This is a genomic window from Sphingosinithalassobacter sp. LHW66-3, assembly GCF_050703275.1.
Classification (GTDB): Bacteria; Pseudomonadota; Alphaproteobacteria; order Sphingomonadales; family Sphingomonadaceae; genus Sphingomonas.
In genome coordinates this window covers 2,581,113-2,604,492 of sequence record NZ_CP193482.1, presented here as the reverse complement: position 1 = coordinate 2,604,492, position 23,380 = coordinate 2,581,113, and the positions used below count along the sequence as shown (strand labels likewise).

Below are 23,380 nucleotides of genomic sequence, written 5' to 3'. Positions count from 1 at the left end.
CGCTGCCTTCATGCGTATTGCCCTCGCCGCCGACCACGCGGCAGTCGACCTGAAAACGATGCTCGCCGACTGGCTGCGCGATCAGGGGCATGACGTGCTCGATCTCGGCACGAACGGGCCGGATCGAGTCGATTATCCGGACTTCGGGTACAGGCTGGCCGAAGCGGTCGCGAGCGGTCAGGCGGAGCGCGGCGTGGCCCTGTGCGGTTCGGGCATCGGAATCTCGATGGCAGTGAACCGCCATCCGGCTTGCCGCTGCGCACTGGTCTCCGAGCCCTATTCGGCGGCGCTTGCGCGCGAGCATAACAATGCGAACGTGATCGCGATGGGCGCGCGGCTGATCGGCCCCGACATGGCCGTAGCCTGTCTCAAGAGCTTTCTGAGCGGCCATTTCGGCGAGGGCCGCCACACCGGGCGCGTCGCCAAACTGAACGCCCCCTCCTTCGAAAGGACCTCCGCATGAGCACCAATCCCGTCGATGCGGGCGTTCAGCCCGACGGTTTCTTCACGCGCAGCCTTTCCGAAGCCGATCCCGAGATCTTTGCGGGCATCGCCCATGAACTCGACCGCGAGCAGCACCAGATCGAACTGATCGCGAGCGAGAACATCGTGTCGAAGGCGGTGCTCGCCGCACAGGGCAGCGTGTTCACCAACAAATATGCCGAGGGCTATCCCGGCAAGCGCTATTATCAGGGCTGCCACCCGTCCGACGAAGTCGAGACGCTGGCGATCGAGCGCGCCAAGAAGCTGTTCGGCTGCAACTTCGTCAACGTCCAGCCGCATTCGGGCGCGCAGGCGAACGGCGCGGTGATGCTGGCGCTGGCCAAGCCCGGCGACACGATCATGGGCCTCAGCCTCGACGCCGGGGGCCACCTGACCCATGGCGCGCGCGCAGCGATGAGCGGCAAATGGTTCAACGCGGTGCAATATGGCGTGCGCGAGGACGATCATCTGATCGACTTCGATCAGGTCGAACGGCTGGCCAAGGAGCACAAGCCGCAGCTGATCATCGCGGGTGGCTCGGCATATCCGCGGCAGATCGACTTCGCCAGGTTCCGTGCGATCGCCGACGAAGTGGGTGCGCTGTTCATGGTCGATATGGCGCATTTCGCCGGGCTGGTCGCGGGCGGCGCGCATCCCTCGCCGTTCGGACACGCGCATGTGGTGACCACCACCACGCACAAGACGCTGCGCGGCCCGCGTGGCGGCATGGTGCTGACCGATGACGAGGCGATCGCCAAGAAGATCAATTCGGCGGTGTTCCCGGGGCTGCAGGGCGGACCGCTGATGCATGTCATCGCCGCCAAGGCGGTGGCGTTCGGCGAAGCGCTGCGGCCGGAATTCAAGAGCTATGCCGCGGCGGTGGTCGAGAATGCCAAGGTGCTGGCGGCTACGCTCAAGGAACGCGGCGCCGATCTCGTTTCGGGCGGCACCGACACGCATCTCGCGCTGGTCGATCTCACCCCGCTGGGCGTCACCGGCAAGGATGCCGACGAGGCGCTGGAGCGCGCCGCGATCACCTGCAACAAGAACGGCATCCCCAATGATCCGCTGCCGCCGATGAAGACCAGCGGCATCCGCGTGGGCAGCCCGGCGGGCACCACGCGCGGCTTCGGCCCGGCCGAGTTCCGCGAGATCGGCAACATGATCGCCGACGTGCTCGACGGACTGCGCGAGAAGGGCGAAACCGGCGACCCGCAGGTCGAGGCGGAGGTGAAGGGCCGCGTGCGTGCGCTATGCGAGCGCTTCCCGATCTATCCGGAGGCGTAAGGACTCGACGAGGCTTCTGATCACCGTATCGAAGGGTGCGTCGAGACGGGTCTTCGCCTGGGCTCAGCCCCTCCTCAGCACGAACGGATTTGACCGACAATGCGCTGCCCCTTTTGCGGCCATGAAGACAGCCAGGTTAAGGACAGCCGCCCCACCGAGGACGGGGCGGCGATCCGGCGGCGGCGCCAGTGCGAGGCATGCGCCGCGCGCTTCACCACCTTCGAGCGCATCCAGCTGCGCGACCTGACGGTCGTCAAAAGCGCCGACCGCCGCGAGCCGTTCGAGCGCGACAAGCTGGTCCGTTCAGTATCGATCGCCTGTCGCAAGCGCCCGATCACGGGCGCGCAGATCGAAAAGCTGGTCAGCGGAATCCAGCGCCAGCTGGAAACCGGCGGCGAGACCGACATCCCCGCCCAGCGGATCGGCGAACTGGTGATGGAGGGGCTCAAGGGCCTCGATTCGGTCGCCTACATCCGCTTCGCCAGCGTCTACAAGGATTTCCGCGAGGCCCGCGATTTCGAAGAGTTCGCGGGGACGGTCAGCGAAGTCGGGAAAGGGTGAGGGGAACCACCGCGCCGTTCGAACTATCCTTCCTCCGTTCGTGCCGAGCGAAGGGGGAGAGTTGACGCCGTACTGCGCAGCTCCCATCGCACTCGTCGAGAGTTGAACCAGCCGTGATCGCCCCCGCCCCTCCCCCCGTCATCGTCCTCGTCCGACCACAGCTGGGCGAGAATATCGGCAAGGCCGCGCGCGCGATGCTGAATTTCGGGCTCGCCGAGATGCGTCTCGTCAGCCCGCGCGACGGCTGGCCCAATCCCTCCGCCGGGCCCGCCGCGAGCGGTGCCGACATCGTCCTCGAGCAGGCGCAGGTCTTCGAGAGCGTTGCCGAAGCGGTCGCCGATTGCGCGCATGTCTATGCCACTACGGTGCGCAAGCGCGGCGTCACCAAGCCGGTCGTCACGCCTGAGGAGGCGGCGCGCGCGATCCGCACCGAAGCGGGCCGCTCCGCGCTGCTCTTCGGACCCGAGCGTTCCGGGCTGGAGACCGACGACGTGGCCGTCGCGCGCACCATCCTCACCGTGCCGATCAATCCCGAGTTCGGGTCGCTCAATCTCGCCCAGGCCGTGATCCTGACCGCCTATGAATGGTCGAAAGGCGCGGCGCTCGTCCAGCCGACCGAGGAGGAACTCGACCCGCCGGCGCCGCAGCACGAGCTGGACGGCCTGATCGGCCAGCTCGACGCGATGCTGGTGGCAAGCGGCTTCTATCATCCGCCCGAGCGCACGCCCGCCACGCGCCGCACGCTGCGCACGCTACTGACCAAGCCGGGCTGGACCGCGCAGGAGATCCGCACGCTGCGCGGCGTGCTCTCGGCGTTGGAGGGCAAGAAGCGCCCCCGCGCTTGACTTTCCCCTCGCCCGCGCGTACCCGCGCGCCTTCGCAATCGGCCCCGCACCCCGGTGAAGCGGCGGCCCTGCCTCTCAACATCCGAGAATAGCAGGCGAAACCGGGATCGCGATCAGGGCGCATTCCTCGCTGCGAGGCGCGTCCGGGTCAACGTCGTTGGCAATTGTAAGGAATTTGGAATGTCGAAGCGCTCCAGCGCCAAGTACAAGCTCGACCGCCGGATGGGCGAGAACATTTGGGGTCGCCCCAAGTCGCCCGTCAACAAGCGCGAATATGGCCCCGGCCAGCACGGCCAGCGCCGCAAGGGCAAGATGTCCGACTTCGGCATTCAGCTGCGCGCCAAGCAGAAGCTGAAGGGCTATTACGGCGACGTCACCGAGAAGCAGTTTAAGCGCACCTACGAAGAAGCGTCGAAGATGAAGGGCGATACGTCGCAGAACCTCATCGGCCTTCTCGAGCAGCGTCTCGACATGGTGGTCTATCGCGCCAAGTTCGCACCGACGATCTGGTCCGCGCGCCAGCTGGTGAACCACGGCCACGTCCGCGTGAACGGCGAAAAGTGCAACATCGGCTCGCGCCGCATCAAGCCGGGCGACGAGGTTTCGCTTTCGTCGAAGGCGCAGGAAATGGCGCTGGTGATGGAGGCGCAGAGCCTCGCCGAGCGCGACATTCCCGACTATGTCGCTCCCGAAGGCGCATCGAAGATCACCTTCACGCGCGTGCCGACGCTGGACGAAGTTCCCTATCCGGTGAAGATGGAACCGAACCTGGTCGTCGAGTTCTACTCGCGCTGATCGGGCGGCATCGCCGAACGAAACGGGGCGGTCCTGCGGGGCCGCCCTTTTTCGTTCAGGCGTGTGAGCGGCTGTGCTGCCAGAGCAGCCATGCGACGAGGGCGAACCAAGCGAGCATCAGGAGCGCAAGCACGCGCTCGTACAGCCCGTCCCAAGCAGTCGGCATCACGAACAGCACCGGACCGGCGAGCGCCCAGCCGACCGCGAACACGCGCAGCGGCGTGCGCATCCGGCCGCTCACGCTGCCGAGCCCGCCGGAGGTCAGCCACGCCATCAGCGGAAAGGCGATCCCGAGCAGATAGACGAACTTATAGTGCAGCTGCGGCCCGGCCTGCGGATTGCTGTAGGCTTCATAGGCGGCGATCGCGAAGATATCGGCGGCGATGACGATCAGCAGCACCTGCCCCGCCGCCCATTGCCAATCGGAATCGAACCGCCAGCGCGAAGTGCCCAGCGCCACCGCCAGCACCGCGAGCACGAATGCGTACAGGCCATAGTCCATCAGCCAGTCCCACCGCCCCCCGGCGGCGAGATTGCTGATCGTATCGCTGACGAGCCCGATATGATCGGACAGGCGGACTCCGAGCAGATCGGCGATCAGCGCGGCCGCGCAGCCGATCATGCCGACAAGCCCGCAGCCCTGCACCAACCAGATGGGCTCCTTCGCTTCAATGTGATGTGCCAATGCCGCTCTCCCTCGGTCGCGCTTAGGTGGAGGAATGTCCGGCTGCGCCGAAAAGGTCCCCCGCCTTGCCGCCCCCGCGAGCGGCTGGCACAATCGTCCGACGCTGCTTATCCGAGGAGTTCCCATGCGCTTGCTGCTAGCCACTCTCCTGCTGCCCCTTGGGGCGTGCACCGCGACGAGCGGGGGCACCGGCACCGGGGGCCGTACCGGCGATCCGGGACTGTCGCTCGAGACGATGCGGACCGTCACCCGCACGCTGGCGTCGGATGAGTTCGAAGGCCGCGCGCCCGGCACCGCGGGCGAGGAGAAGACACTCGCCTATCTGGCCGAGCAATTCGCCGCCGCCGGGCTGCAGCCGGGCAACAACGGCAGCTGGTTCCAGGATGTGCCGCTGGTCGAGATCACGCCGCGCGACGTTTCGGGTCTCACGTTCGATACGCCGCAGGGCGCGCTCAGCCTCGTCTATGGCGCCGACATGGTCGTTACCACCAATCGCGTGACGCCGCGGATCGACGTGAACGACAGCGACGTCGTGTTCGTCGGCTATGGCATCAACGCGCCCGAGCGCGGCTGGAACGACTATGCCGGCGTCGACGTGCGCGGCAAGACGGTCGTCATCCTCGTCAACGATCCCGACTGGCAGACGCAGAGCCTGGAAGGCCCGTTCGGCGGGCGGGCGATGACCTATTACGGCCGCTGGACCTACAAATATGAAGAAGCCGCGCGGCAGGGCGCGGCCGCGGCGCTGATCGTCCACCAGGCCGAGCCGGCATCCTATGGCTGGAACGTCGTCCAGTCGAGCTGGTCGGGTCCGCAGCAGGTTGCCGACGCCGCCGACGGCCATATGGGCGAGACCAAGGCGAACGGCTGGATCCAGCTCGACGCGGCGCGGCGGCTGTTCGCTGCGGCGGGGCAGGATTTCGACCGGATGGCGGAGGCCGCGAAGCGTCCCGGCTTCACTGCGGTTCCGCTGGAGCGAGTCGCCGCGTCGGTCTCGTTCAACAATGCCGTGCGGCGGCATGCATCGAAGAATGTGATCGGCATCCTGCCGGGCGCCACGCGCCCCGACGAATATGTCCTGCACACCGCGCATTGGGATCATCTGGGCCGCTGCGAGGCGGCGCCCGATGGGGACGACATCTGCAACGGCGCGATCGACAATGCGGTGGGCACCGCCGCACTGGTCGCGTTGGCCGAGGCGCATGCCGATGCCGGCGCGCCCGCGCGCAGTCTGGTCTTCCTCGCAGTGACCGCCGAGGAATCGGGGCTGCTCGGCTCGAAATATTATGGCGAGAACCCGATCTATCCGCTCGCGCAGACCGTGGGCGGGCTCAATATCGACGCGCCGATGATGACCGCCCCGGCGCGCGACGTGGTGGTGATCGGCAAGGGCAAGTCGCAGCTCGACGCGTATCTGGAGCGTGCGCTCGCCACACAGGGGCGCACCGCATCGATGGAGCCGACGCCCGAAGCGGGCTATTATTACCGCTCGGATCATTTCAGCCTGGCCAAGCAAGGCGTGCCGATGCTCTATGTCGACAGCGGCGCCGATCTGATCGAAGGCGGCACTGCGGCGGGCGAGGCGGCGCAGGCCGACTATACCGAGAACCGCTATCACGGCCCGCAGGACGAATATGATCCCGCCTGGAATTGGGGCGGCGTGATGCAGGATCTCGCGCTCTATTATCGCATCGGCCGCGAGCTGGCGGATAGCGACGAATGGCCCAACTGGGTCGAGGGCGACGAGTTCCGCGCCATCCGCGATGCAAGCCGCGCCGGCCGGTGAGCGGCTTTTCCTGAGCCACGCCAGCCTTTAGGGGGAGCCGCATGATCACGCCTCCTCCCCCCGAATGGGCGCCGCACGACGCCGTCTGGATCGGCTTTCCCAGCCACCCCGAACTGTGGGGCGGCGATTGCGGCCCCGCGCAGGCCGAAGTCGCGGGTTTCGTGCGCGCGGTGCATGCCCGCGGGCGCGGAGAGCGCGTGCTGCTTGTGGCGGCGAACGAGGAGGTCGGAGCCGCAGCCCGCGCGCTGGTGGGCGATTTCGCCGAGGTGGTGGTCGAACGGTTCGGCGACGTGTGGCTGCGCGACACCGGGCCAATACTGGGCGGCGACGGCACCGCGCACCGCTTCGATTTCAACGGCTGGGGCAGGAAATACGAGTATCCGGGCGACGAGGATGTCGGCGACCGGCTGGCACGTCGCCGCGGGCTCGCGCCGGTGACGCACGATTGGGTGCTGGAAGGCGGCGCGATCGATTTCGACGGCACCGGGCTCGCCGTCACCACCGAACAGTGCCTGCTCAACCCGAACCGCAATCCGGAGCTGACCCGCGCCGATATCGAGCGGCGGCTGCGCGACCAGCTGGGTCTCACGCGCATCCTCTGGCTGCGCGACGGGCTGCTCAACGACCATACCGACGGCCATGTCGACAATCTGGCCCGGTTCGTGGCGCCCGGGCGGCTGGCGCTGCCCGAACCGGACGGCGAGGACGATCCCAACTGGGTCGTCTATCAGGACGCGGCGAAGCGTGCGCGCGCCTTCGGCGTCGAGCTGGTGCGCATCCCCTCGCCCGGGCGCGTGCTCGACGAGAGCGGCGCGATCGTCCCGGCGAGCTATATGAACTTCTACATCGGCAATGCCGCCGTAGTGATCCCGCTCTATGGCCGGCCCAACGACGATGCGGCGGTCGAGGCGATCCAGGAGATCTTTCCGCGGCACACCGCCGTCGGCATCCGCGCCGACCACATCCTGACCGGCGGCGGCAGCTTCCATTGCATCAGCCAGCAGATTCCCGCACGCTGAACCCCGGCGGGGTCGAACGATGCGAGGAGTCGTGCGATGCGTGGTCTATCCGATGAGGATCTCGAGCGGCTGAAGCCCGCGGAGCAGGTTGAGCCGCGCACGCCGCTACCGGTGCGGATGGTGTCGAGCGAGGAGTATCGCCCTGTCCCGCAGAGTGCCAAGCAGCGCGAAACCGAGGCGCGGCTTTACGAAATCGCCGACGGCATCGCGCCGAAGCTTGGGTTGAGCCGACGCCGCTTCTTCCAGACATCGGCCGGAATGGCGGCCGGGTTCGCCGCGTTGAACGGCGCGTTCGGCCCGATCTTCGCCGTCGGCGAGGCGGAAGCGAACACGCCCGAGCTGGCCGAAGAACGCGCGCAGGCCCTCGCGGGCCAGTTCATCATGGACATGCACACGCATTTTCTGCGCGACGACACGCGCCTCACCCATTTCGTGCGAATGCGCGAGTCGGTCGCGGCGCAGGGATGGAACCCGCAGCTCGAAGAGGGCGCGCAGACGATCGAAGCCCTGAAGTTCGAAAACTACTTCAAGGAAGTGTTCCTCGACAGCGACACCAAGATCGCGCTCATCTCCTCCGCCCCCTCCGAGATCCCCGAGGACTGGTTCCTCACCAACCGGCAGATGGCGGCGGCGCGCGCGACGGTGAACGGCCAGGCCGGATCGAAGCGGATGATGACTCATGCGATCATCACGCCCGAGAGCCCCGGCTGGCTCGACGACCTCGACGCGGCGCTCGAACTGCGGCCCGATTCGCTGAAGGGCTATACGGTGGGCGACAACACCCACAAGGAACTGGCGCGGCATCCCTGGCGGATGGACAGTCGCGAGACCTATCGCGGCTATGAAAAGGCGCTGGCGGCCGGCGTCACCAACATCTGCGTCCATAAGGGGCTGTGGGGCCGCGGGCTCGACGAGCGCTTCCCGATCCTCGCGCCCTATGCCCGCGTCGACGACGTGGCGCAGGCGGCGAAGGACTGGCCGCAGCTCAACTTCGTCATCTATCACGCCGCATATCGCCTAGACGATCCCGAATGGGCGCTCGCCGAATTCGAGCGCACCGGCCGCATCGACTGGGTGACCGACCTGGCCGAGATCCCGGAGAAGCACGGCGTCAGCAACGTCTATGCCGACCTGGGCCAGATCTTCGCGCAGACGCTGGTGGCCCAGCCGCGCATCTGCGCCGCGATCATGGGACAGCTGGTGAAGGGCCTCGGCGCCGATCACGTCTGCTGGGGCACCGACGCGGTGTGGACCGGGTCGCCGCAATGGCAGATCGAAGGGCTGCGGCGGCTGGAGATACCCGAGGACATGCAGCGTGCCCATGGCTTCGCGCCGCTGGGCGGCGCCGACGGGCCGGTGAAGACCGCGATCTTCGGCGGCAACAATGCGCGGCTGTACGGAGTGGAGCCGGTCGAGACGGCGGCGGTGCTGGAACGCGACCGGTTCGCTTCGCTCAAGCGCGCCTATGTCGCGCGCGGAACCACGCCGTCGAACCGCCGCTACGGCTATGTAGCCCGGGGATAGGGCCGAGGCGCATGCCCTCGGCTTTCCGCATGCGGATGCTCAGCGGCGCGCGATCAGCCGTTCGAACGCGCGTTCCATCGCCGCCCTGTCTCCTCACGCCCGCGACTCGCACGCGGCGGGTGCCACTGTGCGCCGATCGAGTCTAAGGACAAGCGCATGACCCAGATCACTGTCGCCGCGCTGCAGCTCGCCTTTTCGAACGATATCGATGCGAACATCGCCAATGTCTCCGAACTCGTGCGCGAGGCCGCAGGCAAGGGCGCGCAGGTGGTGTTGCCGCCCGAACTGTTCGAAGGCGAGTATTTCTGCCGCACCGAGGAGGAGGAGCTGTTCGCAAGCGCCGCTCCGGTCGGCGCGCACAAGGCAGTGCTCGCGATGCAGGCGCTGGCCGAGGCGCTGCGCATCCACATCCCGACCAGCTTCTTCGAGAAGGACGGACCGCATTATTACAACAGCCTCGCGATGATCGGCCCCGACGGCGAAGTGCGCGGCGTCTATCGCAAGAGCCACATCCCCGACGGTCCCGGCTATGAGGAGAAATATTATTTTCGGCCCGGCAACACCGGCTTCCGGGTGTGGGATGGTCCGGCACCCGACGCAAAGCTCGGCGTCGGCGTCTGCTGGGACCAATGGTATCCCGAAACCGCGCGCACGATGATGCTGATGGGCGCCGAGCTGCTCTTCTATCCCACCGCGATCGGCAGCGAGCCCTATGACGCCGATCTCGACACCAGCCGCATGTGGCGCCGCGCGATGATCGGCCATGCGGTGTCCAATGTGGTGCCGGTGATCGCCGCCAACCGCATCGGCACCGAAGGCATCGGACCCGACGGCGGCCAGAGCTTCTACGGCCACAGCTTCATCTGCGACGAATGGGGCGACATCGTCGCCGAATTCGGCGCGGAGGAGACCGGCGCGCTGGTCGCAACGCTCGATCTCGATCGCGCGCGCAAGCACCGTGCGGGAATGGGCTTCTTCCGCGATCGCCGGCCCGAACTCTACCGCCGCATGGTCGAGGACGTCTGACCCGCGCTCAGCGGTGCCGCCGAGCCGCCAGCAGCCCGCGAAGCATGAGCGCGGGAACGGCTAGCCCGACGACCAACCCCGCCACCGCGCCCCAGATCAGCCCCTGCTGCCCGGCCAGTGCGCTCCCCGCCCAGGCGCCGCCGAACAGCGTCACCACCGGCACGAGACAGCCTAGCGCGAGCATCAGCCCTGCTCCGCCCGCAGCGCCAGCGCCCGCGCGAACACCGCCTCGAACATGTCGGCCGTCAGCCGTCCGGTGTTCGTGTTGTAGCGGCTGCAGTGATAGCTATCGATCAGGATGCGGCCGTCGGGCATGCGATGTTCGGCCAGGTGCCCGAACTTCGCCTTGGGCAGCCTGCCGCCGAGCGTCTTGACCGCCGACTGGTGCGCGATCTGGCCGAGCGCGATGAAGATCCGCGCATTCGGCAGAATGTCCACCTGCCCCTCGAGGAACGGACGGCAGGTACGGATCTCTTCCGGAGTCGGCTTGTTCTGCGGCGGCAGGCATTTGACCGAATTGATGACGATCGCGCCGCGCAGCGCCAACCCGTCATCGGGACGCGCGTCATAGTCGCCCTCGGCCAGTCCGAACTTCCTGAGCGTGGCGAACAGCAGGTCGCCCGCATAATCGCCGGTGAACGGTCGGCCGGTGCGATTCGCCCCATGCTTGCCCGGCGCCAGACCGATGATGCCGAGCCATGCATCGGGATCGCCGAACGCCGGCACCGGCGCATTCCACCAATCGGGATATTCGGCGCGCAGCTCCTCGCGGAATTCGACCAGCCGGGGGCAGCGCGGACAATCGAGCGGCGGCTCGGTGGCGGGGATGGGGCTTGGCGCGAACATGGGGGCGGGATAGGCGCGCCGGCATGGCGACGACAAGCTATCTGATCGCGCTCGGTTCGAACCGATGGGGCCGCCACGGCCCGCCCGAGCGCGAACTGCGCGCCGCGCTAGATGCGATTGGCGGCATCGTCCATGCCGCTCCGGTCCTGCGAACCCCGCCGCTCGGACCCTCGCGGCGGCGCTTCGCCAATGCCGCCGCGATCATCGCCACCGACGAGAGCCCGCCCCGGCTGCTGGCACGGCTCAAGGCGATCGAGCGCGATTTCGGGCGACGCGGCGCGCGGCGCTGGGCCCAGCGGGTACTCGATCTCGACATCATCCTATGGTCGGAGGGGGCGTGGTCGGGCCCCGGGCTCACCGTACCGCATCCGGCGTTTCGAGAGCGCGACTTCGTGTTGCGGCCGGCGGTACGAATCGCACCGGATTGGCGCGACCCGCTGACCGGTCTCAGCATCCGCCAGCTCGCCGAGCGGCAGTGCAAACCGCGACGCAGTTGACCATATGCGCCCTCGCCCCTAGGTGCGGCGGCGTGGGCCGTTAGCTCAGTCGGTAGAGCAACTGACTTTTAATCAGTAGGTCGCTGGTTCGAACCCAGCACGGCTCACCACCTCACCCACGCTCGGACAGCTTCCGCTCCCAGGCGAGCGCATCGGAAACGATGCGGTCGAGGTCGTCGTGCTTGGGGCGCCAAGGCAGCGCCGCGAGGATCGCCCGATTGTCCGCGACCAGCGCGTCGGGATCGCCCGCCCGCCGCCCTTCGAGCCGTCGCTCGATCTTCACATTGGTGACGCGATCCACCGCATCGAGCACTTCGAGCACCGAATAGCCGCGGCCATAGCCGGCGTTGAGCACATGGCTCTCCTGCGGCCTCGCGATCAGCAGCTCGAGCGCGTCGACATGCGCGGCGGCGAGATCGCTGACATGGATATAGTCGCGCACTCCCGTTCCATCGGGGGTGGCGAAATCGGTGCCGAACACCGAAACGCTCCCGCGCTTTCCCGTCGCGGCCTCGACGGCCACCTTGATCAAGTGAGTCGCGCCTGCGGTCGACTGGCCGCTGCGCCCCCGCGGGTCGGCGCCGGCGACGTTGAAATAGCGCAGCGCGCAATAGTTGAGCGGATGCGCGGCAGCGATGTCCTTCAGCATGATCTCGGTCATCAGCTTGGACATGCCATAGGGATTGATCGGCCGCGTCGCGCTGTCCTCCGCCACCGGCACGCGCTCGGGAATGCCATAGGTCGCGGCGGTCGAGGAAAAGAGGAAATGCGGCACGCCGCATGCCACGGCGCTTTCGATCAGCGCGCGGCTCGCGGCGGTGTTGTTGCGATAATATTTGAGTGGATCGGCCACCGATTCGGGCACCACCACCGATCCGGCGAAGTGCATCACCGCGCGCACGTCATGCGCGCGCATCGCCCCGCGAACGGCGTCGTCGTCGGCGATATCGGCCCGTACCAGCGTCGCGCGCGGATCGACCGCCCAGGCGAATCCGGTGACCAGATTGTCGACCACCAGCACCCGCCATCCGGCGTCGAGCAGCGCGAGCACCGCGTGACTGCCGATATAGCCGGCGCCACCGGTCACCAGGATCGTTTCGTCGCGCATTGCCGCCCTCCCGTTCGCCGCTCGCCTAGCCGCCACGATTGCGCCGCGCCAGTCCCACCCTATCTAGCGTGGGTAAGGAGATACTGATGACGCGTGAAACTGCGACCCTGGCAGGGGGCTGCTTCTGGTGCACCGAGGCGGTGTTCAACGATGTAATCGGCGTGGAAAAGGTCGAGAGCGGTTATACCGGCGGCACGGTGGCCGATCCGACGTACAAGCAGGTGTGCAGCGGCGACACCGGCCATGCCGAGGCGGTCCAGATCACCTATGATCCCGAGAAGATCAGCTATGACGAGCTGCTCGACATTTTCTTCGCGACGCACGATCCGACGCAGCTCAATCGTCAGGGCAACGATGTCGGCACGCAATATCGTTCGGCGATCTTCCCCGCCTCGCCCGAGCAGGCGCAGGCGGCGATGCGCGGGATCGAGCGCAACCAGCTCACCTGGACCGCGCCGATCGTGACCAAGATCGAACCGCTCGGCGAATGGTACAAGGCCGAGGACGATCACCAGGAATATTGGGAAGGCGAAGGCCAGCGGAATCCCTATTGCCTCGCGGTGATCCCGCCCAAGCTCCAGAAGCTGCGCAAGAGCTTCGCCAATCGGGTGAAGGAAGGCGCAGCCGCCTGAAGCCGCGGCCGGGGCGGGTCAGTCGCGATGCGCGGCCCGCCGCAGCCGATCGTTGATCGCGGCGCCGATGCCCGCCTCCGGCACCGGCGCGACGGCGATCGCAGGTGCCGGGCTGGCGTCGGCGCGGTGAAGCAGGTCGAACAGCCGTGCCGCCGCCTCGATCGGATCGCCCGCGCCGGAGAGAGTCTCGTCGCCTGCGATCGAACCAAAGCCGATCAGCCACTCGCCCTCGCGCCGCTCGGTCGCTTCGAGCCGCAGCGGCTTGGCCGGCGCGTAGTGGCTGGCGAGCTGCCCCGGCGCCACGGGAGCGCCCTTCGCGACCGCCGTGTCGAACGGTCCGGCGGCGGCGACGATCTCCGCTGCCGTCACTGGCCCCTCGCGCAGCAGCGCCATGCCGTCGAGCAGCGTGACGATCGTTGATTCCACGCCGCGCGGCGTCGCTCCGTCGTCGATCACGACCGGAATGCGCCCGCCGAGGCTGGCCACCACATGCTCGGCGCGGGTCGGGCTGATCCGCCCGCTTGCATTGGCCGAAGGCGCGGCGAGCGGGCGCGCGGTGGCTTCGAGCAATGCCTGCATCGCACGGTGCGCGGGAACGCGGATCGCCACGCTCTGCAACCCCGCGGTCACCAGCGTGCTCAGCCCCGCTTCGGGGCGCAGCGGCAGCACGAGCGTGAGCGGCCCCGGCCAAAAGGCATCGGCGAGCGCACGCGCGCGATCGTCGAACCGCGCCAGCCGTTCGGCCGCCTCGCGATCCGCGACATGGACGATCAGCGGGTTGAACGCCGGCCTGCCCTTCGCCGCATAGACTTGTGCGACCGCATGCGATTCGGTCGCGTCCGCGGCAAGTCCATAGACGGTCTCGGTCGGCACCGCGACGCAGCCGCCCGCGAGGATCACTTCGGCGGCTTCGGCAACCGCCGCGCTGCCGTAGGGTAAGGTGCGGGTCACCGTTCCGGAATTTGTCGTGCTCACCCTGCTGGGGCTATAGCCGCGCGAAACCGCCGACAAGAGAGGACCGATGAGCTTCACGCCCCCCGTCTCCGAGCAGCGCTTCGTGCTCGATCATATCGCCCGGATCGGCGACCTCGCCGAGAACGCGCGCTTTGCCGACGCCACGCCCGACCTGATCGACGCGGTGCTCGAAGGCATCGGCGCGTTCGCGGCAGGCGAATGGGCGCCGCTCGACCGGCGCGGCGACGAAGTGGGCGCGAAGTGGACCGAAGACGGCGTGGTGATGCCCGAGGGCTTCCGCGAGGCCTATCAGGCCTATGTCGACAATGGCTGGGGCACGATCAGCTCGCCCACCGAATTTGGCGGACAGGGACTGCCGGTGAGCCTCACCGCGGCGGTGCTCGAGACGCTGGGCGCGGCGAACCTGGGGTTCGCGCTCGCGCCGATCCTGACCGTCGGCGCGATCGAGGCGCTGATGCACCACGGCAGCCCCGAGCAGCAGGCGAAGTATCTTCCAAAGCTCGCGACCGGCGAATGGACCGGCACGATGAACCTCACCGAGCCGCAGGCGGGCAGCGACGTCGGCGCGGTGAAGACCAAGGCCGAACCGCGCGGCGACGGAAAGTGGTCGATCAGCGGCACCAAGATCTACATCAGCTTCGGCGACCACGACCTGACCGACAACATCGTCCACCTCGTGCTGGCGCGCACGCCCGATGCGCCGCCGGGCACCAAGGGGCTGTCGCTGTTCCTCGTCCCCAAGTTCCGCGTGAACGAGGACGGCAGCATCGGCGAGGCGAACGACGTGAAGGTCGTTTCGATCGAGCACAAGATGGGGCTGCACGCCTCGCCCACCTGCGTGCTGAGCTTCGGCGACGAGGGCGAGTGCGTCGGCGAGCTGATCGGGCCCGAGTTCGGCGGGATCGCGGCGATGTTCACGATGATGAACAACGCGCGGCTCAACGTGGGGCTGGAAGGCGTGCAGGCCGCCGAGCGCGCGACTCAGCGCGCGGTCGACTATGCGCGCGACCGGATGCAGGGCGCGCGCAACAAGGAAGCGGTCGCGATCGTCGAGCATCCCGACGTGCGCCGCATGCTGATGCGGATGAAGGCGCAGACGATGGCGGCGCGCGCGCTGGTCTATTACGCCTTCGGCCAGCTCGACCGCGCGGGGTTGGGCGACGGCGACGCGAAGAAGCGGCTCGACCTGCTCACGCCGCTGGCCAAGGCGCACGGCACCGATATCGGCAGCGAGGTCTCCGACCTCGGCATCCAAGTGCATGGCGGAATGGGCTTTGTAGAGGAAACCGGCGCGGCGCAGCATTATCGCGACAGCCGCGTGTTCCGCATCTACGAAGGCACCAACGGCATTCAGGCCGCCGATCTCGTCGGCCGCAAGCTCTCGATGGACGGCGGCGCGACTCTGTTCGCGCTGATCGACGACATGCGCGGCGAGACGCAGGACGAGGGGCTGCTCGCACTGATCGACGCGTGCGAGGAAATCGGCCGCAAGCTGCTGGACGCAGACGCCGACGATCGGCTGGCGGCGAGCTACCCCTTCCTCACGATGCTGTCGGTCGCGGTATGCGGCTGGCTGCTCGAGCGGCAGGACCGCGCCGTCGAGGGCGATGGGGCGTTCGCGGCGATGAAGCGCGCAGCGGTCGCTTTCTACCTCGGCCAGATCGTACCGGAGGCGCTGGGACTGAAAGCCGCGGCGAGCGCGCGTGCGCAGGTGCTTTATTCGATCGGCGCGGAGGCATTCGCCGCCTGACGCTTTCGATGCGGCGGCAGCGGGAATTGCGCCGCCGCCGCGCCGGGGTTCACTGCGTGCCGACCGGCCCGGGCGTGGGGCGCGGATTGGGCACGCGCGAGGAAATCGCCCACATCGAATCCACCTTTACGATCCCGTCGAAGATCGCGTTGCGCTGGTCGAACACCGCCAGCGCATCGGGTCCCCCCTCCAGCTGATAGCTCACGCGATCCGCGCGAATATCGGACCAGGCGGCGCGATGGTGGCAGTTCATGCAATTGGTCTCGATCGGGTGCGCCGCCGCGAGCTCGATGTATGGATTGTAGGCGACCGGCCACTGGGTGCCGCCCGGTGCCGTTGTAGTGCCGTAGGTTTCGGTCATCAGATAGTGGCGCCACGGTCCCTGCGCGTTCGGCAGCGCCGGGCGATCGGCGGCATAGGGCCCTGCGTCGGGCCGGTCGTGCCACCAAAAGGACTGGAAGGTCCAGGCGCGCTGCTCCTTGGTCATCGCATGCATCGCGATCAGCACCAGCTGGTCGCCCTGGCGAAAGCGCTTGCCATAGGCCCACCAGGCGGAGGCATCGAGCAGCGCGCGATCGCACGCGCCAAGCGCCGCCAGATCGGGGGTGTAGCGATAGAAGCGGCCGGTGCCGACCACCGGCATGTCGGGATAACGGCTGGGGCCCATCGCGGCGCCGTTCAGCGTCACGTCGTTGAGCTGCAGCGCACCCGAGATACGCCTCCCCTCGCTTGCGGGATCGGTCGTCACCGCCACTGCGCGTGGCCACATGTCGTGCACTTCGAACCCGGCATAGCGATCATGGTCGCTGTCCGGGCCGTCCCAGATCGGCAGCGCGCTCACGCCGTCCTGCGGCACCGGCCACATCATCGGCTTGAGCACGATCGATCCGGCCGGCATCTCGGGCATCTCGGCCTGCCCCGTCGCGCTCGCCGGCTGAAGTCCGCGCAGCGTCGCCGTCCTGTACAAGCCGCGCGAGCGAATCCAGTCATAGGCGTCGCGATTGTAGATCACGCCCGCGATCATGATGTCGCCGTTGCTCTGAAACACCGCTCCGTCGGTCAGCCCGGCGGGGGTTTCGCCCTGCGCGGGCACGATGCACTGGCGATAGGCGGGATCGTTCAGGATCGCGGCGGGCAGCTGATATTGCGGAGTCGCTTTGAAATTAATCGGTTCGCCGTGTTTCGCCCGGATCGCATTGAGCGAGCGGACCTGACCGGTCGCGGCGCGTGTGGCGGTGGCGGGCGCGGCGCCCACCGGCGCGGGCGTGGGCGCAGTCGCACCGGCAAATGCCTGGGTGGAGGTGCACCAGCTGCGCCACACCGCCTCGCCGTCCGGGTCGGGCGCGGTGTTCATCGCCGCGAAGAGGCTCCAGCCGTGCTCGCGGATCGCGCGTGTGTCGCGCCGTTCCACCCAGCCGGCCACCGTCGCTTCACGCGCCGGATAGCCATAGCCGGACGGCATCGCGAGCGGATCGACGCACACCGACATGTCGGACGTGACTTGGCTTGCCGAAGATGCCGGACGGTGCATGCATGCCGCGAGTGCGAACAACGCACTGCTGCCTGCCAAAGCTGCCGTACCCGCAAGAAGTGCACGCTGCTGTTTCATGACAACCTCCCCCCAAGGTTGCCTGCGAGAATACTCGGATTCTCCGATGAGCGCCAGCGACGACTGCACCGATACGGCGCGACCGCGAAGAATGTGCTTCAGCCTTATCGAAACTGCGGAGAAAGGATTGCTACCGCCCGCGCGCGCCTCAGGCGGTTTCGCGATCGCTCTCGATCAGCTCGCGCGCGTCGAGCCCCAGCAGCGCAATGTGGTCGCGAATCCGCGGCCAATAGCCGTTGAGGAACCGCTCGCGCTCGGCGATGCGCAGCCGCTCGACCGCGCCGGGGAGCACGAACATGCCAACGCCGCGACGCACCTCGACATAGCCGTCGTCCTGAAAGCTCTGATAGGCTTTCGCCACCGTCAGGGGATTGGCGCCATGCTCGGCCGCAAGCGCGCGAACCGAAGGCAGCTGGTCACCCGCGCGATATTCGCCGCGCAGGATCGCCGCGGCGATGCTCGCCCGCAGCTTCAGATAAACCGGAGAATCGTCGTGCTCGAGCGCTGTCATGCTGCCTTAATACAGCAACCGTTCGGACAGTCCAGTCCCAATGGCCCGAGCGGGATCAAGGCTCCCATACGGAAAATGTGCGCTCGGTGATGCCTCGCGGCCGTTCCTGCAGCGGCCGCGCGGGCGTGCCGAAGAAGAGGAAGCCCGCGATCCGCTCCGGCGCCGCGCCGAAAAGGTCGCGCACGCGCTCGGAATAGGCCTCCCAGCCGGTCAGCCATCCCCCGGCGAAGCCCAGCGCGTGGCCGGCGTGGAGCAGGTTCATGCACGCCGCCCCGGCCGAAAGCTCCTGCTCCCACAGCGGGATCTTATGTTCCGGATCGGGCGCGGAAAGCACCACGACCAGCGCCGGCGCCTGTTCGGCGAATTCGCGCGCCGCGGCCAGTTCGCGGTCGCTTGCCTCCGGCTTGTCGGCGGCGAGCGCCTCGGCCATCCGCTCGGCAAGCGCGGCACGCGCTTCCTGCGGCACGATCACGAAACGCCACGGAGCCAGCTTGCCATGATCGGGCGTGCGCGCCGCCAGCGCAGTCATCGCGCGAAGCTGCAGCAGATCGGGGCCGGGCTCCACCAGCTCGCGCGGCTTGCCCGAACGGCGCGTGGCGAGCAGCGCGAGCGGCGAACTGCGATCGTTGAATGCCATTGGCGCGGCCTAGCAAGCGAGGGACGACGCAACAACCGGCTTCACACCGCGAATTTCGGCGCTAGGCTGCGCGCTTTCGGGCCATGGCCCGCCACGGAATGCGCCTGAAGGCGAAGAGGGGAGTTGCATGGGGTTCAAGGATGTAGCGCTCTGGCAGGAGGGCGACTGGATCGCGGCGATCGGCGCCACGGTCCTCGCGATATTCCTCATCGGCGGCGCCTTCGCCGTCACGCGGCCCCAGGCGGAAGTCGGCGGGCATCCCAAGGGCCTCTACGTCCTGTTCTTCGCCGAAATGTGGGAGCGCTTCTCCTACTACGGCATGCGCGCGCTGCTGATTTTCTATCTTACCCAGCATTGGCTGTTCGACGACAGCCGATCCAACCTGATCTACGGCGCCTATGTCAGCCTGGTGTACATCACTCCGGTGCTGGGCGGCTATCTGGCCGACCGCTATCTCGGCCATCGCAAGGCGGTGCTGTTCGGCGCGGTGCTGATCACCATCGGCCACGCGCTGATGACGATCGAGGGTACCGGCGGGCAGGACGACGCGACGATCAACGTCTTCTGGCTGGCGCTCAGCTTCATCATCGTCGGCACCGGCTTTCTGAAGGCCAATATCTCGGTGATGGTCGGCCAGCTCTATCCGCGCACCGACGTGCGCCGCGACGGCGCCTACACGATCTTCTACATCGGCATTAACCTGGGCGCGGCGATCGGCGTGATTCTGGCCGGCTATCTCGGCCAGACGGTGGGCTGGAGCTACGGCTTCGGCGCGGCGGGCGTCGGCATGCTGCTCGGCCTGATCGTCTTCTATTTCGGCAAGCCGCTGCTCAGCAGGGCGAGCGAGCCGCCGAGCGCGGCAAAGCTGAAGCAGAAGGTGGCCGGCATCAATTTCGAGCTGTTGCTCTATGTGATCGCCTTCGCGGCGGTGGCGCTGATGTGGGTGCTGATCCAGTATCAGTCGGTCGTCGGCTGGCTGATGCTGATCGCGGGCGCAGGGCTGCTCGCCTATGTCGGCTATGAGGCGACCAAGCTCGACAGGCATGCGCGCGACCGCATCTTCGCGATCATCTTCCTGCTCGTGCTCCAGCCGGTGTTCTGGGGTCTGTTCGAACAGGCGGGCGGCTCGCTCAACCTGTTCACCGATCGGTTCGTCGATCGCGAGGGCGTTCCCGCATCGCTGTTCCAGTCGATCAACGCGATCTTCATCATGCTCATGGGCCCGGTGTTCGCGGCACTCTGGATCTTCCTCGGCAAGCGGGGGATGGAGCCGTCGACTCCGTTCAAGTTCGGCCTCGCGATCATTCAGGTCGGGCTCGGCTTCCTCGTGTTCGTCTGGGGCGCGAACGCCGTCGGTCCGGGCGTGCTGGTGCCGGTGTTCCTCGTGTTCGCGATCTATTTCCTCCACACCACCGGCGAGCTCTGCCTGTCGCCGGTCGGCCTCTCGGCAATGAACCGGCTCGCGCCGGCGCAGCTCGCCGGGCTCATCATGGGCGCATGGTTCTTCGCCACCGCGGGCGGCAATTTCGTCGCCGGCATGATCGGCGCGGCGACCGGCGGCGAGGAAGGCGAGATGACTCGCGAGATGACGCTCTCGGTGTACAGCAACATCGGCTGGTTCGCGGTCGGCGTCGGCGTGCTCGTCCTGCTCGTCTCGCCGCTGGTCAAGAAGCTGATGCACCTCGACACGCTGACCGACGACGTCGACCATGCGATGGAAGGCCAGCGCGAGCTGGGCGAGCCCGCCGCCGCCGGCGTGGGCGATGCATCCGACATGGACGAAGAGACGCGGGGCACGCGCCACTGAGCCTGACCGGGAGGGGGAAATGGAGTCGCTGATCGCCGCCAGTATCGCGTTCGTCGGATCCCATTTCCTCCTCTCGCACCCGCTGCGAGGGCCGATCGTCGGGCGGATCGGCGAGGGGCCGTTCCTCGGCCTCTACTCGCTTGTCGCGTTCGCCACTCTCGGCTGGATGGCGCATGCCTATGCGACGGTGGAGCCGCAGCCGCCGCTCTGGCCGGTCGGCGACGTGCTGTGGGCGATCGTCTCCGCCGTGATGCTGCTCGCCGCGATCCTGTTCGTCGGCTCGCTGCGCGGCAATCCCGCGCTCCCCGATCCGACGGGCCGCTCACGAGCGGTGCCGAAGCCGCGCGGCGTCTTCGCGATCACCCGGCACCCGATGATGTGGAGCTTCGCACTCTGGGCGCTGGCGCATGCCGCGGTGTTTCCGATCGCGGCCAATCTCGTGCTCACCGCGGCGATCCTGATTCTCGCGCTGGTCGGTGCCGCGCTCCAGGATTCGAAGAAGCGTCGCCTTCAGCCCGAATTCTGGCCGCGCTGGCAAAGCGTGACGTCCTTCTGGCCGTTCGTCGCGATCAGCCGCGGCCGCGCGCAATCCGCCGCCGCTTGGCCGGGTGCGGTCGCCACGCTCGGCGGCCTCGCACTGTGGCTCGCTGCCACCTGGGCGCATATTCCGCTCAGCGGTTGGGAAGCCGGCATCTGGCGCTGGCTGGGCTAGCCGCCGCGAACCTGCGCCGCATCGGCGATCGCCTCGACCTCCAGCGTCCCGCATTCCAGCAACCTGCCCGTCAGGACGACGCGCTTCTCGACCTGATCGACCGGCGTGCGCCCCAGCAGCAGCGCCAGCTTCCCGCCATGGTCGCACCGCAGCACGAAGCCGCCGGTCTCCCGAACCAGCGTGCCCGTTTCGCGCACGCGCGCGCCGGAAGCGGCGGATCGGGAGTCGGGCAATTCGGTCATCGCCGGGTCAACGACAGCGGGCGCGTCCGGTTGCGTCCGCCGGTTCAGACCACTCTGTTCGCGACCAGATCGTCGACCACCGCCGGATCGGCGAGAGTCGACGTGTCGCCCAGGTTCGACGTGTCGCCCTCGGCGATCTTGCGCAGGATGCGGCGCATGATCTTGCCCGAGCGCGTCTTCGGCAGTCCCGGCGCGAACTGCACCGCGTCGGGCGTCGCGACCGGTCCGATCTCGGTTCGCACCCATTGGCGGAGTTCGCTGCGCAGCTCCTCGCTCGCCTCGGTGCCGGCGTTCAGCGTCACATAGGCATAGATGCCCTGCCCCTTCACTTCGTGCGGCATGCCGACGACCGCGGCCTCGGCGACCTTGGGGTGCAGCACCAGCGCGGATTCGACTTCGGCCGTCCCCATGCGATGGCCGGAAACGTTGATCACATCATCGACGCGGCCGGTGATCCAGTAATAGCCGTCCTCGTCCCGGCGGCAGCCGTCGCTGGTGAAATACTTGCCGGGATAGGTGGTGAAATAGGTCTCGAAGAAGCGCGCATGGTCGTTCCACACCGTGCGCATCTGCCCCGGCCAGCTGCGCGCGATCACCAGATTGCCCTCGGTCGCCCCGTGCAGGACATTGCCTTCGGCATCGACGATCTGCGGGTCGACTCCCGGCATCGGCCGGGTCGCGCTGCCCGGCTTCAGGTCGGTCGCGCCGGGAAGCGGAGCGATCATCGCGCCGCCGGTTTCGGTCTGCCACCAGGTGTCGATGATCGGGCAGCGGCGCTCGCCCACCACGTCGTGATACCAGCGCCATGCCTCGGGATTGATCGGCTCGCCCACCGTACCGAGCAGCCGCAGCGAGGCCCGGCTCGTCGCTCTCACCGGCGCATCGCCCTCGGCCATCAGCGCACGCAACGCAGTCGGCGCAGTGAACAGCGTGTTGACCCGGTGCTTGTCGACCACCTGCCAGATGCGGCTCGCATCGGGCCAGTTGGGCACGCCTTCGTACATCACCGTCGTCGCGCCGTTGGCGAGCGGACCGTAGAGGATATAGCTGTGGCCGGTCACCCAGCCGATGTCGGCCGCGCACCAGAAAACCTCACCCTGGCGATAGTCGAAGCACAGCTCGTGGGTCAGGCTGGCCCAGAGCAGGTACCCGCCGGAGGTGTGCAGCACGCCCTTGGGCTTGCCGGTCGAGCCACTAGTGTAGAGGATGAACAGCGGATCCTCGGCCCGCATCGGCTCGGCCGGGCAGTCGTCGGAAACCTCCGCGGCCGCTTCGTGGTACCAGATGTCGCGGCCCGTCTGCATGGGCACGTCGGCGCCAGTCGCCTTCACCACGATCACGGTCTTCAGTGCGGGCGCGCGCTCGGCGGCCGCATCGACGTTCGCCTTCAGCGGAATCCGCTTGCCGCCGCGCCGGCCCTCGTCGGCGGTGATGCAGAAGGCGCTGTCGCAGTCGGTGATCCGTCCCGCCAGCGCCTCGGGTGAGAAACCGCCGAACACCACCGAGTGGATCGCGCCGATCCGGGCGCAGGCGAGCACCGCGAACGCCGCCTCGGGGATCATCGGCATGTAGATCGTCACGCGATCGCCTTTCTGTACTCCCTGTGCCTTGAGTACATTGGCGAAGCGGCAGACTTCGCGGTGCAGCTCGAGATAGGCGTAGCGCCTGGCCGGCTCGGCGGGATCGTCCGGCTCCCAGATGATCGCAGGTGCGGCCGAGCGCTCGGCGAGATGGCGGTCGATGCAATTGGCGGCGACGTTCAGCTTGCCGTCGGCGAACCAGCTGATGTGAAAATCCTCTTCGTCGAACGACCAGTCGCCGGCCAGTTCGGGCCGCTTGATCCAGTCGAGCCGCCGCGCCTGCTCGAGCCAGAAGCTGCCGGGGTCCGCGATCGAGCGGCCGTAGAGGGTCTCGTATCCCGCCGCATCGACTCGCGCGCGCCGCGCCCATTCCTCCGGTACCCGATAGACGCTCTCGCTCATGCTCGGCCCTCCCATGCGATCCGCCAACTCCATGCCGAACCGGCGGGGGGCGATGCAAGCG

At 67.7% G+C, this 23,380-nt stretch carries 24 protein-coding genes and 1 tRNA gene; 15 read left to right on the top strand and 10 right to left on the bottom strand.

The genetic code is table 11. The features are described 5' to 3' along the window. The first annotated feature begins 10 nt into the window (after window positions 1-10). From rpiB to rpsD, 5 genes are all read left to right on the top strand, one after another. A complete protein-coding gene (rpiB, locus tag ACQ450_RS12825) occupies window positions 11-463 on the top strand; it encodes a ribose 5-phosphate isomerase B (protein ID WP_431469553.1) in 453 nt (150 codons plus the stop codon). Beyond that, on the top strand, window positions 460-1,770 hold the full coding sequence (gene glyA / locus ACQ450_RS12820; RefSeq protein ID WP_431469552.1) for a serine hydroxymethyltransferase: 1,311 nt from the start codon (window positions 460-462) through the stop codon (window positions 1,768-1,770). The genes rpiB and glyA overlap by 4 nt, the downstream gene beginning before the upstream one ends. A 99-nt stretch (window positions 1,771-1,869) precedes the next feature. Further along, window positions 1,870-2,331, top strand: coding sequence for a transcriptional regulator NrdR (nrdR, locus tag ACQ450_RS12815; RefSeq protein WP_188054073.1), 462 nt, complete (start codon window positions 1,870-1,872; stop codon window positions 2,329-2,331). Between the two features lie 116 nt (window positions 2,332-2,447). Then, window positions 2,448-3,176: an RNA methyltransferase gene (locus ACQ450_RS12810; protein WP_431471227.1), complete on the top strand. Its 729-nt coding sequence runs from the start codon at window positions 2,448-2,450 to the stop codon at window positions 3,174-3,176. Between the two features lie 180 nt (window positions 3,177-3,356). Next, complete coding sequence (rpsD, locus tag ACQ450_RS12805; protein WP_431469551.1) at window positions 3,357-3,971, top strand: 30S ribosomal protein S4; 615 nt, start codon at window positions 3,357-3,359, stop codon at window positions 3,969-3,971. A 55-nt stretch (window positions 3,972-4,026) separates the two neighbouring features. Here the strand turns inward: rpsD and ACQ450_RS12800 are convergent, their stop codons facing one another. Continuing rightward, window positions 4,027-4,656 carry a DUF998 domain-containing protein gene (locus ACQ450_RS12800; RefSeq protein WP_431469550.1) on the bottom strand — a complete coding sequence of 210 codons (630 nt, stop codon included), beginning with the start codon at window positions 4,654-4,656 and terminating at the stop codon, window positions 4,027-4,029. A 124-nt stretch (window positions 4,657-4,780) separates the two neighbouring features. Between ACQ450_RS12800 and ACQ450_RS12795 the strand changes: the two genes are divergently transcribed. The 4 genes from ACQ450_RS12795 (at window position 4,781) to aguB (ending at window position 10,011) form a co-directional block, all read left to right on the top strand. After that, window positions 4,781-6,442 carry a M28 family metallopeptidase gene (locus ACQ450_RS12795; protein WP_431469549.1) on the top strand — a complete coding sequence of 554 codons (1,662 nt, stop codon included), beginning with the start codon at window positions 4,781-4,783 and terminating at the stop codon, window positions 6,440-6,442. Window positions 6,443-6,483: 41 nt separating this feature from the next. Continuing rightward, window positions 6,484-7,461 carry an agmatine deiminase family protein gene (locus tag ACQ450_RS12790; protein ID WP_431469548.1) on the top strand — a complete coding sequence of 326 codons (978 nt, stop codon included), beginning with the start codon at window positions 6,484-6,486 and terminating at the stop codon, window positions 7,459-7,461. A gap of 36 nt (window positions 7,462-7,497) precedes the next feature. Continuing rightward, entirely contained in the window at window positions 7,498-8,985 is a 1,488-nt protein-coding gene (locus tag ACQ450_RS12785) for an amidohydrolase family protein (protein ID WP_431469547.1), read from the top strand. Window positions 8,986-9,141: 156 nt separating this feature from the next. Next, window positions 9,142-10,011: an N-carbamoylputrescine amidase gene (aguB, locus tag ACQ450_RS12780; protein ID WP_431469546.1), complete on the top strand. Its 870-nt coding sequence runs from the start codon at window positions 9,142-9,144 to the stop codon at window positions 10,009-10,011. Between the two features lie 7 nt (window positions 10,012-10,018). On the opposite strand, the gene ACQ450_RS12775 is transcribed toward aguB, so the two are convergent. Together ACQ450_RS12775 and ACQ450_RS12770 are read right to left on the bottom strand one after the other, a co-directional pair. Further along, a complete protein-coding gene (locus ACQ450_RS12775; protein ID WP_188054066.1) occupies window positions 10,019-10,195 on the bottom strand; it encodes a hypothetical protein in 177 nt (58 codons plus the stop codon). Further along, window positions 10,195-10,857 carry a uracil-DNA glycosylase gene (locus ACQ450_RS12770; protein ID WP_431469545.1) on the bottom strand — a complete coding sequence of 221 codons (663 nt, stop codon included), beginning with the start codon at window positions 10,855-10,857 and terminating at the stop codon, window positions 10,195-10,197. The genes ACQ450_RS12775 and ACQ450_RS12770 overlap by 1 nt, the downstream gene beginning before the upstream one ends. Window positions 10,858-10,880: 23 nt before the next feature. Here ACQ450_RS12770 and folK point away from each other — a divergent pair, with 23 nt between their 5' ends. Together folK and ACQ450_RS12760 are read left to right on the top strand one after the other, a co-directional pair. Then, entirely contained in the window at window positions 10,881-11,354 is a 474-nt protein-coding gene (gene folK, locus ACQ450_RS12765; protein ID WP_431469544.1) for a 2-amino-4-hydroxy-6-hydroxymethyldihydropteridine diphosphokinase, read from the top strand. A gap of 34 nt (window positions 11,355-11,388) precedes the next feature. Next, window positions 11,389-11,464: transfer RNA gene (locus tag ACQ450_RS12760), tRNA-Lys, on the top strand. Window positions 11,465-11,466: 2 nt separating this feature from the next. Here the strand turns inward: ACQ450_RS12760 and galE are convergent. Next, window positions 11,467-12,462: a UDP-glucose 4-epimerase GalE gene (galE, locus tag ACQ450_RS12755; protein ID WP_431469543.1), complete on the bottom strand. Its 996-nt coding sequence runs from the start codon at window positions 12,460-12,462 to the stop codon at window positions 11,467-11,469. An 86-nt stretch (window positions 12,463-12,548) separates the two neighbouring features. On the opposite strand from galE, the gene msrA reads away from it, so the two are divergent. Beyond that, the gene (gene msrA / locus ACQ450_RS12750; RefSeq protein WP_431469542.1) at window positions 12,549-13,094 is read left to right on the top strand and encodes a peptide-methionine (S)-S-oxide reductase MsrA; all 546 of its coding nucleotides are present in this window, start codon (window positions 12,549-12,551) and stop codon (window positions 13,092-13,094) included. Between the two features lie 18 nt (window positions 13,095-13,112). Here msrA and ACQ450_RS12745 read toward each other — a convergent pair whose 3' ends face one another. After that, window positions 13,113-14,069 (bottom strand): L-threonylcarbamoyladenylate synthase, encoded by a 957-nt coding sequence (locus tag ACQ450_RS12745; protein WP_431469541.1) that lies wholly within the window; start codon window positions 14,067-14,069, stop codon window positions 13,113-13,115. Between the two features lie 46 nt (window positions 14,070-14,115). Here ACQ450_RS12745 and ACQ450_RS12740 point away from each other — a divergent pair, with 46 nt between their 5' ends. Further along, window positions 14,116-15,819: an acyl-CoA dehydrogenase gene (locus ACQ450_RS12740; RefSeq protein ID WP_431469540.1), complete on the top strand. Its 1,704-nt coding sequence runs from the start codon at window positions 14,116-14,118 to the stop codon at window positions 15,817-15,819. A gap of 49 nt (window positions 15,820-15,868) precedes the next feature. On the opposite strand, the gene ACQ450_RS12735 is transcribed toward ACQ450_RS12740, so the two are convergent. From ACQ450_RS12735 to ACQ450_RS12725, 3 genes are all read right to left on the bottom strand, one after another. Next, window positions 15,869-17,428, bottom strand: a complete 1,560-nt coding sequence (locus ACQ450_RS12735; RefSeq protein WP_431469539.1) for a hypothetical protein — start codon at window positions 17,426-17,428, stop codon at window positions 15,869-15,871. Between the two features lie 148 nt (window positions 17,429-17,576). After that, on the bottom strand, window positions 17,577-17,939 hold the full coding sequence (locus tag ACQ450_RS12730; protein ID WP_188054058.1) for a GntR family transcriptional regulator: 363 nt from the start codon (window positions 17,937-17,939) through the stop codon (window positions 17,577-17,579). A 55-nt stretch (window positions 17,940-17,994) separates the two neighbouring features. After that, the gene (locus tag ACQ450_RS12725; RefSeq protein ID WP_431469538.1) at window positions 17,995-18,576 is read right to left on the bottom strand and encodes a nitroreductase family protein; all 582 of its coding nucleotides are present in this window, start codon (window positions 18,574-18,576) and stop codon (window positions 17,995-17,997) included. 127 nt (window positions 18,577-18,703) lie between these two features. Here ACQ450_RS12725 and ACQ450_RS12720 point away from each other — a divergent pair, with 127 nt between their 5' ends. Both ACQ450_RS12720 and ACQ450_RS12715 read left to right on the top strand, forming a co-directional pair. Next, complete coding sequence (locus ACQ450_RS12720) at window positions 18,704-20,383, top strand: peptide MFS transporter (protein ID WP_188054056.1); 1,680 nt, start codon at window positions 18,704-18,706, stop codon at window positions 20,381-20,383. A 19-nt stretch (window positions 20,384-20,402) separates the two neighbouring features. Continuing rightward, a complete protein-coding gene (locus tag ACQ450_RS12715) occupies window positions 20,403-21,095 on the top strand; it encodes an NnrU family protein (protein WP_431469537.1) in 693 nt (230 codons plus the stop codon). On the opposite strand, the gene ACQ450_RS12710 is transcribed toward ACQ450_RS12715, so the two are convergent. Further along, window positions 21,092-21,337, bottom strand: coding sequence for a DUF5818 domain-containing protein (locus ACQ450_RS12710; protein WP_431469536.1), 246 nt, complete (start codon window positions 21,335-21,337; stop codon window positions 21,092-21,094). The genes ACQ450_RS12715 and ACQ450_RS12710 overlap by 4 nt on opposite strands. Window positions 21,338-21,381: 44 nt before the next feature. Continuing rightward, a complete protein-coding gene (gene acs, locus ACQ450_RS12705; RefSeq protein WP_431469535.1) occupies window positions 21,382-23,319 on the bottom strand; it encodes an acetate--CoA ligase in 1,938 nt (645 codons plus the stop codon). Window positions 23,320-23,380 lie beyond the last annotated feature (61 nt).